General features: G+C 41.6%; 20 protein-coding genes. 5 read left to right on the plus strand and 15 right to left on the minus strand.

Going from position 1 to position 14,107, the window contains the following annotated elements:
- Nucleotides 1-27 precede the first annotated feature (27 nt).
- The 8 genes from OQE68_RS02325 to OQE68_RS02360 all read right to left on the minus strand — a co-directional run bounded on the left by OQE68_RS02325 (nucleotide 28) and on the right by OQE68_RS02360 (nucleotide 4,986).
- The gene (locus tag OQE68_RS02325; protein WP_180571005.1) at nucleotides 28-675 is read right to left on the minus strand and encodes a phage tail sheath protein; all 648 of its coding nucleotides are present in this window, start codon (nucleotides 673-675) and stop codon (nucleotides 28-30) included.
- Between the two features lie 71 nt (nucleotides 676-746).
- A complete protein-coding gene (locus OQE68_RS02330) occupies nucleotides 747-1,514 on the minus strand; it encodes a hypothetical protein (RefSeq protein ID WP_180571004.1) in 768 nt (255 codons plus the stop codon).
- A gap of 10 nt (nucleotides 1,515-1,524) precedes the next feature.
- Complete coding sequence (locus OQE68_RS02335; RefSeq protein ID WP_180571003.1) at nucleotides 1,525-2,043, minus strand: phage tail-collar fiber domain-containing protein; 519 nt, start codon at nucleotides 2,041-2,043, stop codon at nucleotides 1,525-1,527.
- A 9-nt stretch (nucleotides 2,044-2,052) separates the two neighbouring features.
- A complete protein-coding gene (locus OQE68_RS02340) occupies nucleotides 2,053-2,670 on the minus strand; it encodes a phage tail protein I (RefSeq protein ID WP_180571002.1) in 618 nt (205 codons plus the stop codon).
- Nucleotides 2,663-3,553: a baseplate assembly protein gene (locus OQE68_RS02345; protein ID WP_180571001.1), complete on the minus strand. Its 891-nt coding sequence runs from the start codon at nucleotides 3,551-3,553 to the stop codon at nucleotides 2,663-2,665. Before OQE68_RS02345 ends, OQE68_RS02340 begins: the two co-directional genes overlap by 8 nt.
- On the minus strand, nucleotides 3,550-3,885 hold the full coding sequence (locus OQE68_RS02350; protein WP_180571000.1) for a GPW/gp25 family protein: 336 nt from the start codon (nucleotides 3,883-3,885) through the stop codon (nucleotides 3,550-3,552). Before OQE68_RS02350 ends, OQE68_RS02345 begins: the two co-directional genes overlap by 4 nt.
- Nucleotides 3,885-4,469, minus strand: a complete 585-nt coding sequence (locus OQE68_RS02355) for a phage baseplate assembly protein V (protein ID WP_180570999.1) — start codon at nucleotides 4,467-4,469, stop codon at nucleotides 3,885-3,887. The genes OQE68_RS02350 and OQE68_RS02355 overlap by 1 nt, the downstream gene beginning before the upstream one ends.
- Entirely contained in the window at nucleotides 4,450-4,986 is a 537-nt protein-coding gene (locus OQE68_RS02360; RefSeq protein ID WP_180570998.1) for a phage protein Gp37, read from the minus strand. Before OQE68_RS02360 ends, OQE68_RS02355 begins: the two co-directional genes overlap by 20 nt.
- A 243-nt stretch (nucleotides 4,987-5,229) precedes the next feature.
- Here OQE68_RS02360 and OQE68_RS02365 point away from each other — a divergent pair, with 243 nt between their 5' ends.
- Both OQE68_RS02365 and OQE68_RS02370 read left to right on the plus strand, forming a co-directional pair.
- Nucleotides 5,230-5,901, plus strand: a complete 672-nt coding sequence (locus OQE68_RS02365; RefSeq protein ID WP_180570997.1) for a hypothetical protein — start codon at nucleotides 5,230-5,232, stop codon at nucleotides 5,899-5,901.
- A 60-nt stretch (nucleotides 5,902-5,961) separates the two neighbouring features.
- The gene (locus OQE68_RS02370) at nucleotides 5,962-6,594 is read left to right on the plus strand and encodes a hypothetical protein (protein WP_180570996.1); all 633 of its coding nucleotides are present in this window, start codon (nucleotides 5,962-5,964) and stop codon (nucleotides 6,592-6,594) included.
- Here OQE68_RS02370 and OQE68_RS02375 read toward each other — a convergent pair.
- From OQE68_RS02375 to OQE68_RS02395, 5 genes are all read right to left on the minus strand, one after another.
- Nucleotides 6,591-7,097 (minus strand): phage virion morphogenesis protein, encoded by a 507-nt coding sequence (locus OQE68_RS02375; protein WP_180570995.1) that lies wholly within the window; start codon nucleotides 7,095-7,097, stop codon nucleotides 6,591-6,593. The two genes, OQE68_RS02370 and OQE68_RS02375, sit on opposite strands and share 4 nt — an antisense overlap.
- Nucleotides 7,097-7,510 carry a gp436 family protein gene (locus OQE68_RS02380; RefSeq protein ID WP_266195453.1) on the minus strand — a complete coding sequence of 138 codons (414 nt, stop codon included), beginning with the start codon at nucleotides 7,508-7,510 and terminating at the stop codon, nucleotides 7,097-7,099. Before OQE68_RS02380 ends, OQE68_RS02375 begins: the two co-directional genes overlap by 1 nt.
- Complete coding sequence (locus OQE68_RS02385) at nucleotides 7,510-7,893, minus strand: HI1506-related protein (protein ID WP_180570994.1); 384 nt, start codon at nucleotides 7,891-7,893, stop codon at nucleotides 7,510-7,512. Before OQE68_RS02385 ends, OQE68_RS02380 begins: the two co-directional genes overlap by 1 nt.
- Nucleotides 7,894-7,973: 80 nt before the next feature.
- Nucleotides 7,974-8,894: a Mu-like prophage major head subunit gpT family protein gene (locus tag OQE68_RS02390; RefSeq protein WP_180570993.1), complete on the minus strand. Its 921-nt coding sequence runs from the start codon at nucleotides 8,892-8,894 to the stop codon at nucleotides 7,974-7,976.
- 58 nt (nucleotides 8,895-8,952) lie between these two features.
- Nucleotides 8,953-9,930, minus strand: a complete 978-nt coding sequence (locus OQE68_RS02395) for a phage protease (RefSeq protein ID WP_180570992.1) — start codon at nucleotides 9,928-9,930, stop codon at nucleotides 8,953-8,955.
- A gap of 247 nt (nucleotides 9,931-10,177) precedes the next feature.
- Between OQE68_RS02395 and OQE68_RS02400 the strand changes: the two genes are divergently transcribed.
- Nucleotides 10,178-10,627 carry a tetratricopeptide repeat protein gene (locus OQE68_RS02400; protein WP_180570991.1) on the plus strand — a complete coding sequence of 150 codons (450 nt, stop codon included), beginning with the start codon at nucleotides 10,178-10,180 and terminating at the stop codon, nucleotides 10,625-10,627.
- 8 nt (nucleotides 10,628-10,635) lie between these two features.
- Here OQE68_RS02400 and OQE68_RS02405 read toward each other — a convergent pair whose 3' ends face one another.
- Entirely contained in the window at nucleotides 10,636-11,061 is a 426-nt protein-coding gene (locus tag OQE68_RS02405) for a hypothetical protein (protein WP_180570990.1), read from the minus strand.
- An 83-nt stretch (nucleotides 11,062-11,144) separates the two neighbouring features.
- Entirely contained in the window at nucleotides 11,145-11,741 is a 597-nt protein-coding gene (locus OQE68_RS02410; protein WP_180570989.1) for an antA/AntB antirepressor family protein, read from the minus strand.
- A gap of 363 nt (nucleotides 11,742-12,104) precedes the next feature.
- Between OQE68_RS02410 and OQE68_RS02415 the strand changes: the two genes are divergently transcribed.
- Together OQE68_RS02415 and OQE68_RS02420 are read left to right on the plus strand one after the other, a co-directional pair.
- Nucleotides 12,105-13,172: a hypothetical protein gene (locus OQE68_RS02415; RefSeq protein WP_180570988.1), complete on the plus strand. Its 1,068-nt coding sequence runs from the start codon at nucleotides 12,105-12,107 to the stop codon at nucleotides 13,170-13,172.
- A gap of 145 nt (nucleotides 13,173-13,317) precedes the next feature.
- The gene (locus OQE68_RS02420) at nucleotides 13,318-13,689 is read left to right on the plus strand and encodes a hypothetical protein (protein ID WP_180570987.1); all 372 of its coding nucleotides are present in this window, start codon (nucleotides 13,318-13,320) and stop codon (nucleotides 13,687-13,689) included.
- Nucleotides 13,690-14,107: the final 418 nt, after the last annotated feature.

Consider the following 14,107-nt stretch of genomic DNA (forward strand, 5'->3'; position numbering starts at 1 on the left):
ACTCTATATCAGTTGCTTTTTATTCTATTATACTGATTTTGTTGTATTTTTATATGCAATTGCCCTGGCGGGTTGTGCCGTTTCTTGTTTTAATGTGGTATCAAATACGGTGACAGCTGGGTCTACTAAATACACCCTGGCAGAGCCAAATTTACCCCGGTATGTTTTAGCCGCCTCATCTGTCGTATTAGGGCCGTCAGCAATAATTATCGCCCGTAGTCGATCGGCAATGCCTAACAGTTCTTGTGTCACTGCCTCAATCTGGGTAAACCCTGGAACGATTAATAATTTCGGTTGCACTTTAGCCACAGACTCAGCGCCGAGTAATGCATGCACCCCTTCATAATTACCAGTGTTTTCATTAACCCCACCAATAATCGCGGCTAGTTGGTCGTCAGGTTCCGCATGCTCTTCCACCCGAATCACGACGACCATCGCCCCAGCTTGGTCAAAAATCGCATCCAATGCAGCGGGTAAGGTGCCGGTTTTACCCAAGGGAGCGGCTTCTTTACGATTACCCGCAATTAATACCGGTTTATTAATAGGGAATTGTTCGGCTTTGGCTTCGGGTGCGGTCCCGACAATGCCAATCACACTGCTTCTAACAGTACGAATGGGACGGGGACCGCTGTCAATTTCAACGACCTCCACCCCATGGAGAAAATGTTCGGTCATGCTAATATCCTCATTTTCGGATTTAGGCTCAGCATGCCGTGTTTTAAAATGGGAAATTAGGGGAAAAGTTATTAACGCTCTGTAGATCGCCGGCTTTCTCGATCCATGTTAGGTACTGGGTCCGTATCAAAAGGATTTTCGCCATGCATTGAAGGATAATAACCCCATAGTGGATTATCTCTATCAATGGGTACATAACCCGTCACTATCGCAGGCCAGAAAAACAGTACTTCACCTGCTGGAGAATACACATAAGGGTGGGCATGAAAATACAAGCCCGGCTGACTATCATAATTTTCTCCGCATACACCCCACTCATGATTAACACCATTGAGCCAGGTATGGCGAATATCACCAGAAATTAATTTTGCATAACTGCCTGTTGTGACAGGCACTGAACGGTTTGCAGGAATTATTGGCCAAATAATGTTGCTGTTATGCTTCTCTTGATCATAGCCACTCCAAACCATTCTTAAAATACGAATCTTAGGCTGAAAAAACTGATGGCCTTTTAACCCCATACACGTCAGAATTTCTTTTTCTTCGCTATCTCGCTTTTCCCAGTCAATACCCGTTTTAATTTCCCGGTATAGTGATACTTCAATAGAAAATGAGTTACTTTTATCAAACCCATCTAACATCTTATCCACTAAATTACCGAACTGGTTTTTGGATTGCCGGTAAAAGGGCCTTTCTTTACGAGCCTCTAACATAAAAGCATTAAAACGATCTTCAGCAGCCTGCAGTTGCTGATTAATCTTATTGATTTTATTTTGCACGACTTCTGTTAGTTGATTGCTTGCCTGTACCGCATCCGCTAACCGTTGTTCAATAGTCATTGTTTCCTCGCTATTTTTTGTGTTGATTAAATGAAAATAACAATTCCAGGTGGCGGCGCATTTGATCAATTTGCGCCTGACTCAACATGGCGAACTGCTCTAAAAATAAGGCAATGGCAATATCTGCCCCTTGATCATTGACAGTAATGGCATCGGCAGGCATACCACTTAAGATAAAATCGGTAGAAAAAAAACAAGGCGCGCTCGCGGCTTTGTATTGCAATGGTTTATCCAACGACGACCACACGGCTAATAACGTACCGTCAGCTAAAAACAAACCAAACTCTTTAATCCAATACTCCTTTTCTCCATCCGCCACTGCACTTAAGGTGATGTATGACTCCCCTACCCGTTCGCTCTTAGAGATAGGCAGCCGCTGTCGTTCACTTTGTAGCTTGATAAGTTTGGTGTGGGGAATATAGCGCCCATCTCCTAACCCTATCTCTGTAATAGTCGCCTGCAACCCATCATTACTGGCATTAAATACTGCCTGTAAGCCTGCATCAGTAATCACCGGATTAATCTGCATAGAATTCTCCTAAACACGAATAATGGTCACGGGGCGCACTACAGCAGCTGTACCTATACCTGCTGTTACGGGTTGTTCAATAACAGGCGCACAACTGGCCCGGAATATCGTTAAATTCCGTGCAGTACAAACCGCCGCGATACCTGTGTTAAATTTGGCACCCAAACGAAAATCAAAATGACTGCGGGTATTTTTAGTGCTTTCAATAGTGGTGCGAATTTGATTAATTAACGCTTTGTTTAAAATAATGCCTGGCGTATTTAAATTATCATTGGCATAAGCCGTTACCCGAAAGGTATAAGGCTCTCCCCCCATTTCAAACCATTCTTTAATTTCAGTGCGTACATGCAACGCGTCCAGCGCTTTTTTCACCGCACCAATGGTGCCTTTATGCTGGTGCACTTTAATTGAGTTTTTAATCACCTGGCGTTTCGTCTGTTCATCCCAGTGTTCGTCCCATTCGTCAACGGATAAGGTCCAGGCCAACCAGGGTAATAAAGGCAGTGGGCAGTGATCCGCTTGCCATAGGGTTTGGAAAGTAACGGGGGCTTCCCCGGCTCTTGCTGTCGCTTCCGATAAGGCTTTTTCTTGGGGGTTCGCATTGGGTGGCAGCAATGATTTATTCATCTGCAGCCCCTTTGCTGATGACAATTTGGGTGCAATAAGCGGCTTGTGCTGGGGATACGTTAATATTTTGATTGGGGCTAATTAATTTAACGTTTTGCACTCCAGGGATATGCAACGCCGAATAAATTCCCGATAAGGTAATATCCAAGCCCAGTCGATGCTGATTGTTTACATAGTCATTAATCCGCTGGGTGGCTTCATCCGTCACCAAGGTAATATCCGGCCCAGTAAAATACGTCAGCTCGGCATTAATTTGGTAGTTAATAATTTCCGCCGGTTTGACGAATACCTGATCGGTTAATGGCCGAATATCCTCGTCATTTAATTGGGTTTCAACGGCTGTAATAATATCCTCAGAAGGAACGCCCTGCCCTTGGGTACTTAATACCGTAACCACTACTTGGCCTGGTGAAGGGCTTTCCACACTGACATCTTTGACCAAGGCACTGGCACTTAACGCATGATATCGATAAGCGCCTTTAGGGCCTGCTGTGCTTAACCCTTCTAACGAATAAACAATCCGCTCCCGCAATCGATCATCACTTTCCCATTGGTCTTCAGTGGGCGGAATCGCATTAGGGTTACCTTTTTCAATGAGTAAACGATTGATACGAAACAAGGCGGCTAAGTGATCTAAGTCCTTGCCCCGAGCATAAGCCACCATCACCGCACGGGCAGCATCATTAATTCGCTGACGGAGTATTAATTCTCGGTAGGACACTACCTCTAGAATTTTATAGGCTGGGTCCGACTCCACTAAGGCAGTAAATTCACTATCCCGCTTTTTTAAATCCGTTAAAATCTCATCCAAAATGGCTTCATAATCCAGCGTCTCAACCACATCGGGTGCGGGTAATTGGGATAAATTAATGGCATTGGTCATAGGATTAAGCCTTCCAACGTAATTAATTGGCCATCAGGGCGATATTCACCGCTGAGTGTCACGGTAACTTGTCCACCCCGAATGTCGTGTACTTGGATTTGCTCCAAACGAAACCGAGGTTCCCAGCGGTCTAACGCCTCAGCCGTAGCAGCATAAATATCAGTAATGGTTTCGGGATTAATCGGGGCATCAATCAGCTCAAATAACCGGCTACCATAGTCACGGCGCATGATTCGACTGCCAATGGGTGTGGTTAAAATATCCTGGATCGACTGTTTTAAATGGGCATGGCCCTTTAATCGTTTGCCTGTTACCCGATCAATGCCGTGCATTATTGTTTGGCTCCGGTAGGTACTGCGGTACCATGCCCTGGTACATCATGGCCGTGGCCGTTATAAATATCCCGGTCGCCTTGCATACTGCGAGTATGGTCAATGATGTCCTGGGTGGCCTTGATTTGCCCTTCCACATACACATCACCTTCAATAGACAGCCCTGAAGGACTTACAATGTGTACCGTTCCTGCCGTGGGTAATTGCACTACCAGCCGGCTAATCTCCCGGTCATATTCCACTATTGCCCCATCCGCATACATCACCCGATGGATACTGGGCCGTTGATCCAGAGCAGGAAATTTATTTTGATAAAGTGCAGGTAATACGACACCCAACGCCGGTTCACCCTGGGGGTTGAGAACCACTACCTGCTCGCCAATTTCCGGTGCCCAATAACTGACATCATTGGCTGCCCGGTGAGTAACCCAAGGGAGCCAACCCGTCACTAATTCAGCTGAGGTGGCTTGTACTAACGAACGCTCAAAATCCACATCAGACACAGTGGCAATTAATACTAAATTCGCCAGCTGACGCTCCAACTCAGTCAAGCGAAACAACACGTCATCCGTTGAGTAAGTCATAGCGTTCCTCCTGGCCAAACTCGGATTCATCATCAGCCACATATAAACGGGAAGGAATAACCTGGCTGGGCTGCCAGATGTTTTCCTTAAGGCGCATCACTTGATCCCAGGTAACTCCCCAAATAGCTAAGCCCTGCCGATCCGTTTGAGTACTGAATAAATTACTGGCTTTAATGCCACTGGCCGCTAATACACCCTCTACACCCCAGCGTTGTTCAGCAATTAACAGGCTTAGGGCTTCAATAATATTGATGGCCGCCTCATCCTTGGGTAATTTGCGACTGTCACTCACCATCACAAATGCTGCTAAACGCAGGCTCACATCCCACTGTTCGGTTTCTATCGACTTGAATTCCCAGGCTTCCATGAGTGCCACTTTGACGGCAGGTGTGTAGTTGGCGACCCTCTTTACCTCGCCCAAGTCAAACCGACCTGCATGGGTGGAGACATCCTTTAAGTCGGGTAAATGACTGTGGATGGTTTGGGTAATGGCTGAGAGTAATTGATAGATTTGCATGGCTCCTGTTATAGGAAAACAGGAGCGGTGAGGTTAGGGGAAATACTGTTACTGAATACCTGACAATAATTCATTAAACTAATAATTGATGCCTTGCAATATATACTTGACTTATTCAACCAGCAATATTTTTAAAAGTTACTATAAATAAAAGCTATTTCTTATTAGTGAATATAGCTTGATCACATTATATTTGCTATGGTACGCGCCTATTTATATCAAACTCAATACGGAAACATTGAAGTGAAAGCGATAGTTACTGCTATTTTAGTTACTTTATTAGTTGGTTGCGCCTCCCAACCCCCTGTGCGTAAAATAGAGAATAATTATTTAACCTCATCGAGAAGCCCACATTTAACATTTAAAATCCCCAATAACTGGCAGCCAAGTGATAGCTATACCACAACAAAATTTCAAAAATATAATACAGGTGTTGGTCAAGGACTTTTTGGGAGTAATGTAACTACTGATTATTTTGAATTTATTGAAACTGAAAGCAATTCATCCAAAATAGATAAAATAATAAAAATAGATTTTATCTATGGAAAAGAATTCTCATTCGGAGATGGTTTTGCAAACAATGCATACCACTCACAAAAAAGAGAAAAACTTGCTGATGGTTACAACTATTATACAGGATACTTATTAACTGATGTTTATTTAGGTAAAGTCACCAACCCTAATATAAGTATTGACAATCCAATTTATGACAAGAAAAACCTAAAAAACTGTTACTTACTTAAAGTATTTAAACGAAGCCATACCAAAAGAAAGCATATTCTTGTTGTAAGAGTATATAAAGGTGGAGTTACCTGTGACAAAAATTTCAAAAACAATCACGCTGAAGTTATCAAAAAGTATGAATCTGAACTCAACGCTGTAGCTAATAGCATTGTACAAAGCTCAAGTAGTTAAACTAAGTCCTATACCAAACATACTGTTACTTTTTATATTTTAATACGGAGAATAATTAAAGTGAAAGCACTAGTTAGCCTTGTTTTAGTTAGTCTATTAGTTGGATGTGTAGCTCCTCCTGTCCGCAATATTCAAGATGGTTACTTTTTTTCTTCCAGAAGCCCTAGTCTTAAATTTAAAGTGCCTAGTAATTGGAAGCTTAATAAAACAGACTCCCAATCAGGCTATGAAGATTATACTAAAGGCGGTGAAAGTGGCGGTCATTTAGGTACAAATATTACTAGAGAGTATTTCCAGTTTATTGAAAATACAACTAACTCAAACCAGGCTAATAAAGTTATTGAAATCGTATTTAGTCGTCTTGAAGGACAATATGGCTACTTTCCTGCTAACTTTACAAACACAAATTATCTAGCCCAAAAGAAAGAAGTGCTCGTTGATGGAAATAGATATAATACAGCCTATGGCTTTGGTAGAACAAATACTAACACTTACGGTCCAAAAAACTGTTACATAAAAAAAATGTTTCGTAGAGCTGTTGGAAACAAAAAAAATAGTATTCATATAGCTGTTTACAAAGTTGGCATATCATGCCAATTAGATGTAAAAAATAACTACAATAAAATAATCAGCCAATATGAGTCAGAACTAAATGCAGTGGTAAACAATATTATCCTAAAGCCAAGCGTTTAAACCAAACTCTCCACCCAATCCACCAACACCTGCTCAATCTCGTCCTGGTTATCATCGGATAGCCCCATAAAAGGTCGAGCAGGTATGGTGACCTCTTTAGCAAATACGGTTTGGCTGCCTAATTGAAATGCGAGAAAACGACCATTTTTGGGCTTAATGATACCTCCGTACTGGTGTATAGCGGCATAAAGTAAATTGGTCTCCACCGTAACATCATCAATACCCACCACATAATTAATGCTATCAAGTAAATGGCCTTCGCTTTGGAGTAAACCTTGATTACTATGCCGCGTGGTTGAATAGCCCGATGACCACTCAGGCCAGGGGGTACCATCCGGCGCGGTTTGTTCTTCTTCAATCCGCCGACGGATTTGGTCTTCCGCTAAGGCACCCAGCACATCGAGTATTTCGCTATTATCTGTGCCCAGAACCTGCAAACGTTCAATAAGCTGGTTTAGCCGATCTATTCCCCGGAGATTAATATCTAAACCTGCGCCTGCCATTAAAATCCCTTAAGCGACTGACGACTAAACTGTCGTTTACTGGCAGAGAAGGAAATACCTGTTGAATTAGAGGTAGGCGCATCAATCATCAGTTTAACTTCACCACTGGCAATTTTGGCCAAGGTTTTTTCTGCGTCTTCAAACCGCTTACGTCGTTCTTCGGATGCACCACCGCGATCTTCACCCAACCAATAAATGGCAATATCCACACAAAGGCGAGTTAATAAAGCAGAGGGTGTTGATAATGGGAGGGTATAACGACCAGTGAGGTATAAATCAATATGAGCACTGGCATCCGCTAAGGCGTGCTCAATCGCCAAGTGATCCAACTGGTCGTCTTTATCACGGTCGGCAACAATATACAGGGCATCGTTACCATAGCGATCGATTATGGCTTGTTCAATGGCGTACACTATTTCACCCGCTGCTGATATTCGGCCCAAGCCTGATTACGCTGGGCAGCTGATACATCTTTTCCGAGTAGCCCCTCTATCGCTTCAACCTTGGGTTTACCGTCTTTGGCCCAGTCATCTTCGTTGTGATTGGCATCCAACATACCAATCACTTCGATAATATCTTCCAGGGCATCAGGTGTCGTTTTATTAATTTCCACCTCTTCTGCTAAGCCTTCAAACTCACCGTGCTTAATAATCAGCCTCGGCTCAGCTTTGAGTGTTGCAAGCGTGTCAGCATCCAACTCATTTGTTGGAATCGTTATCCCCTCATAAGGAAAATAGCGATTGCAACGACGAAATCCTGGCGATTGCTTGGAGCGAATTAAATAACCTTCTGGCATTATTTTTTCCTCAAAAAAAATCCACCAGAAAAACGGACAACTTCACTCGTTTTTCGGTGGCAGTGGGACACACCAACGACTTACAGACGACGAGATATTAGGGTTTTGAATGCGCCTTTTAACTCATTAGACACAGTGGTGTTGCCATCCTGGATCAGCTCCCGGTTAAGGGTTTGAGTGATTTTCTTTTCCAAACCAGCTGGCGCCACAATTAAATTCGGGTTTAAATTCAGTGGACGGCCACCATCAGCTTTATATTCTGACATTTTAGTCTTGGCTTCCCAGAGACTATCAGTACTAAATTCTGCTTGCACAGCAATGGCCATCTGCCAGAAGCTAAAGCCCACGTTACAGCGTAAATCGACGCCATAGCGGTATTCGCCCCGCATAAACACCGACTCGTCTTCCTCTTTAGTCATGGCCACAAACTTAGGCTTTTTCCGCTCTTGGAAAATAATCGGCTTAATCGCTCGAGTGGTATCCATCACATACCAGGTAGGGCCTTTATAATTTGGGTCCTTAATAATATTGGATACGCTCTGATCCGTGCCCTGCCCGTCTACTTGGCTATTAACCGGATGGTCCTCATCAAAGAAGTTCTGGCCATCGTAACACAGGCTAATAAAGCCATTAGCCAATAATGGAAAGGTTAATTCATCAGGAAAAGCTGTGGTTGCCCTGCCCATCTCTTCAAACATGGGCGAATAAATACCTAAGTTGTCGTCTTCAATATCCGTGCGTTTCACACCCACAGAACTCTCGAACTGTTTATTGAAAATCTGGTAACCATGGGCTTCCATGGATTTAATCACCCTGTCCCCAATCCATTCACGAAACCCAGGCCATTGCCCTAACCAGCCGTAGGTATTACTGGCGGTGCTTGACGGTACAGTGGTAGCAATCTGATTATACTGAGGTTCAGCCATCCCCAGCCCTTTCTGAAAATTCGTTTTATAACCGGTAAATAAGCTTTTTAATAACTGAGGAGTAATAATGGCCATGAACGGTTCCTTTAAAAAATAAATACGCGCAAAAACAGCTAGCAATTAAAAGCTGATGTTATTTATGGGATGTAAACTCTTTTTCTGACAGACCTAGCATGTGGCAAACTGCTTTATCCTCTTCAGTTAGCTTGTCGCTGGATTCAGGGGGGTTCTTATCGAAATTACCCACATCCTGTACCACCTTCGGCCCTTGCATGACATACTGTTTAAACAGTTCCAAGCCTTTCTCCTGACGGCAACAACTTTTATGGTATTCGACACTCGCCGGGGTAATCACACCGCTTTTTAATGCCTTATCAATCAGCGTTTCAATCTCAGCATTCAAGGCTTTTTCCTGCTGCTTTTTAATTTCCAACTCGGCTGTTTGGGCGCGGTTAAGCGCTTTATCGTAATCTGAGCGTGGCACAAATTTATTTAAGTCTGGCGTTTGTTGTTGGTTTAACGCCTTCTGCTCATTGGCTTTTAACTGATTAATAGCATTAATTGCCTGCTCTACCGTCGCGCCAGGCTCCAGGCCCAACGCCGCTACTAGTTTTTCATCCATAGTGGGATCCTCTTGTGACTGGCGCTGATTGAGTGCTGTTAAATGAAGGTTTGGTTGATTGGTTAATCCCGCAGAAGACAAACGCAAAATACGCCGGGAGTCTGTTTCATAAGTAAAAACCGGCGAGAGGTACCGATACTGCTTACTGGTGACTAACGTGTCCCCCTCCCGGTTCCAGGCGACTAAGCCCCAGATACTACCGCCTTCACGGGCCTCCAACTGCTTGACCCAGGCCACTGCAGGGGCAGGTTCGCCTTTCGGCGCTTTATGCTCCGAGGCGTGCTCAATATCAATGGGTAATTCAACCCCACTACTGTTAAAGGCACGCACGATCGCTTGAGGGTTATCATTGATCCAGGTGCGACCATCACGGCCTACCACATCGACACCCGCCGGAATTAACTGCACCCACTGCGGGGCTTGGCTGGTTTCGATGGCCTGGAGAATTGGGTTTAGTTCGGTGTTGAGTGCAATAGTTTGGTTGTTCATGCCCGCAGGGTAATGCGGGCATTGGAAGGGAGTTAGGGGAAATTTTTATCTGTAAAGACTATGCAAGGCCATGTGACTTTTATCTCATATTCAAACACACAAGTGTTCAAAAAACACTCAATCATATATATTGCACACGCGCTTCGCTAACACATTCAAGGTTAGTGGCCATCAAAAAAGGATTTTAGATTTTTATCAACTTTAATTTGAAGATTGTTTTTTCTAAATCATAGCAGTGCGTAGTATTATGGCATCAAATAACGTTCTCCCTTTTTATCATCAGAAAGCCCTTAATTCATTTTTTAATGGGGTTGATACATCGTCAGAGAATATCAAGCTACGATATGAAAAAATGCGTTCTATCTATTACCAAGATAGAATCCAAGAAGCGTTGGAGCTTGCTAATTCACTGCTACAACTCAACTTAAAGTCAATAGGCAAAGGGTATTTAGAATCCAGTATTTTGCATTACAAAGGTGGCTGTCATACCCAGCTAGGGGAATTTAAGTCTGCGCTAGCCTGCTACAAGCAAATCACAGAAATTAACAGAATCAATAATAGTGCCTGGGCTGCTATCACCTTAATTTACTTGAAGCTAGGCCAAAAAGACAAAGCTGAACAGGCAGCCAATAAAGCACTGGAAATTTTTCCTGATGAAAAACAGTTTGACTTTATGAGAATAGAGTTGAATCTGTAGAACTATGCTTACTGGTCATCTCTCTTTTTAAAGAAGTGGATATAAAACAGTGATAGAATTATCCATGGGACACCAAAAGCCAACTCAAGTAGAGTAATCGGACCAAAAGCTTCAAATAATTTGTGCAACTTGGAAAAACTACTGAATTTATCAAAATTAACTACAGTAAAGCCAATTAACGAAAAAATAACTACTAACAAAGGAAAGTAGCATACAGACCAAAATGCTTGTTTATCTGTTTTACTTCTCATCCTCCACCAAGTTACTCCTACTGCCAAGAAGTATGGAATACAAAAAAACAATAGCCCTATTATATTTATCCCAAAAACCATTATAGCTGCTTCAAACTGAGTAATTAAGGCAAGCAACCAAATAACCACAGGGCCAATAACAGGCATAAATAAAGTCAGTTTTAAATAGCTTTTGTACTGCATCTTCACATCCATCTAACCAACATATAAAACCCCCATGTAGGGGGCTATAGTTGGGTGATTATCTCATACTTGGCAGACGTAAGCTAAGCCAAAACCCCCAGTAACTCCTTAGCTTTAAGCACGTTTTCTTTCTTCACCAGGGCGTAGTCTGGCATGCACTCCCGAACAAACTGGGCCAGGTACTTTGGTTCAGTCGATGTGAGTAGTTCATCTTCCTTAATTGCCCGTGTATGCACCAAATTGCCTTTTTCGAAAACCAACAACATCCGTACACGATCCAATAGGTTGGTAACAGGGGATTGCAAATTTAATTCGGGCTGGGCAGGTTGCGCTTCCTGTTGTAGCTTTTCCTTCAGTTGCCTTTCACACTCAATGAAGTAACGGCGAGCTTGGCGGCCTTTTTCGTTGCGTTCAACCATGGCTAGCTCTTTGGCCATGTCCAGGGTGATGAAGTAGTCTACAGAGCGCCTATCTCCGCCTTTACCATTGGTTCCCCCGTTTTGGTGAATCAAAATAAAATCCTGGCACTCTTCAAACTTGTACTGTTTAATTCTGTTTTTAATCCAAGTTGAGTAGTCACGACCAACCTCCAAGAAACTGTGTAATTCGCGAGCATTTACTGTTTCAACTTGTTGATCTGAGATTACTTGCGCATGAAAGGCAATAAGGTCAGTAGTCATCCAATGACTCCTTTTGGTTTTTTTCGAAATAGAGGTTGCCAGGAGGTTCGAAACGGCCCAAAAGATACCGCGGACTTATTCCCCCAAAGGGTGTTGTATTCGTCGCCCTCCCGGCATAAACCGAGTGAATCCATTATTTCAGGCATAAAAATACCAACGCTTTCGGGGTTGGTTTGTACCGCTTTTGGTGAGGTTTCGACGCCTCAGTTACTAAGCTATATCAACTTGGCTGGAAGATCAATACGAAAGTTGTTGCAGTTTTGTGTAATTTAGTCTGTAAGTTAGCATTAAAGTAGTCTTTTTGATAACTTCTTAAACTAGCGAGAAACTTAATAAAAAAACAATTATTTGTAAGGACTTACTATGCACTACGATGCTGGGCACATGAACTTTTTTAATGTTGATCACTGTGGTTTGTATAAAATTGGTAACAAAGAAACATACGGGTGTGAGCTTGGTGAAACTTTTGATTTAATAAAAAAATGGGTAAAAGGGCGTAATCTCGCTGATACAATTCCATGGTCAGAAGATAAAGCAAAGAAAAATATTTCAAAATGCTATTGTAAGGATATATATAAAGATAGTGCTACAGGAGATTTTCTCGTTGTTCTTTGGAAATCTGATACCGATAGTGCAGGAACACTTTGGGGGGCTCCAGAAGATAATGCAACAGGAGATGTTAAGGTTGTAAAGTATACAAATAACTATAGAGGAGAAAAAGTGATCTGGGGACGACCATGCTACTATTGGATAATTACAGAGCTTAATACAATAGTCTCGATTAAATTTGATCACTCTTTGTGTGATGCTAAGCTTTTTGAGTATTATGTTATCTCTTGTATAAATAATCGAGTTCAACATAAAAATAGAAAAAAAGAATATACTGATCAAGGGCACGTGCGGATATCATATGAGAATGGTGATGGGATTCAGTATAGGTATAGATTTAACGTAAGCCTAAAAAGCCTAAACACTTCAGATGTAAAGCTAAGTGAGCTTGCTTCTAAAATAACTCATATAATACGTAGGGAAACTATAAAAGTTGCATCAGAAGATGAGCGATCAGAGTGGTTAAAGTTATTTGATAAGTTGCCACTAGTTGCACCTAAACCAAAGTCAAAAAATCGAAAAATTGAAATTAAAGCAGAAGCAAAACCGAATGTTAATGAAATCAAGACAATTATAGAAAACAATGCACTAGAAAATAGAATGAAGCATGAATGGGATAATGTTGGGTTTGTTACTGATAATGGAAGAGTGACTTGGTGTGATAGATATGTATTAAGGGATCAAGTTAATGTTTATGATAATAAAACTAAAATATTAGAGGCAGAGAAACTATACAAAATAATTAAGAACGATAGAAAACGGTATTTAAATCCAATTAGTGATATGATTGATAGTTCCAATCAAGTGCTTGAAGAGGCGTAAGATGTTTTGCAGAATTATACTATATCTTCTTTTGTTTTCAGTGCTTATACTAGTTTTTTACTTGCTAGATATTAAGTATACTTACAGCGACCTTAAAGAGTATCTTTTAGTACTACTACAAACATCAATAATGGTGTTCACTATTATGGGGCTATGGATTGCTTTTTTATATCCAAATGCTTTGCAAAGGCTAGTTGACCCGGAAAAAATTGAGAATGTTGACTTCAGCGAAGCAAGTAGAGATGCAACTAGATTAGAGGGCTTAGTAGGGAGCGTCTTGCGATCAGCTTTTGTTGTCATGATGATCATGTTTATATTCATTTTGAAGCTACTATTTACAAAAACCACTATCTACAATAGTAACGCCAATATTATAGATTCAGCAGCATTATCATTTTCTATAGTTTTGGGCATACTTCAGTTTGAATCTATATGGAAAGTTATCATTAGCAATATTATGTTTGTTAATGACTTCCATAAAAAGAAGGAAGATAGACAAGCTGATGCTGATATATAGCTTTCTTTGAAGTGTGTTAGCCCATGATCAAAAATCTAATTTTCAGTACTGGGCTAACCACCTCTAAGAGTATTACCGAACAGGCATTCAAACTCTCAGCGCAAAGAATATCTCACTCTTTAGCTAACAAGAGAATCAATACGACCAATCAGTCATAAAAACCACCCTTCTCACCTCCTATTTTTACTTTAATTCAAGTACTTTATTCCTCTCATTCATTCCATGTCTGACAACTTATTTTTTTTGGCACTATTGTTAGATTTTTTTACGATTTGGTCTTCCATTTGTTACAAAAATGCTTCATATTCTTACGACTGTTTGATTAGCTGAAATTATAAAACAGTTGCTCAATTATCTGATTTAAGTAATAGAAAATAATTAAATGCGAATTCCAATGTAATTTAGCTATAGTCTTAGC

The organism is Spartinivicinus marinus (assembly GCF_026309355.1).
Classification (GTDB): Bacteria; Pseudomonadota; Gammaproteobacteria; order Pseudomonadales; family Zooshikellaceae; genus Spartinivicinus; species Spartinivicinus marinus.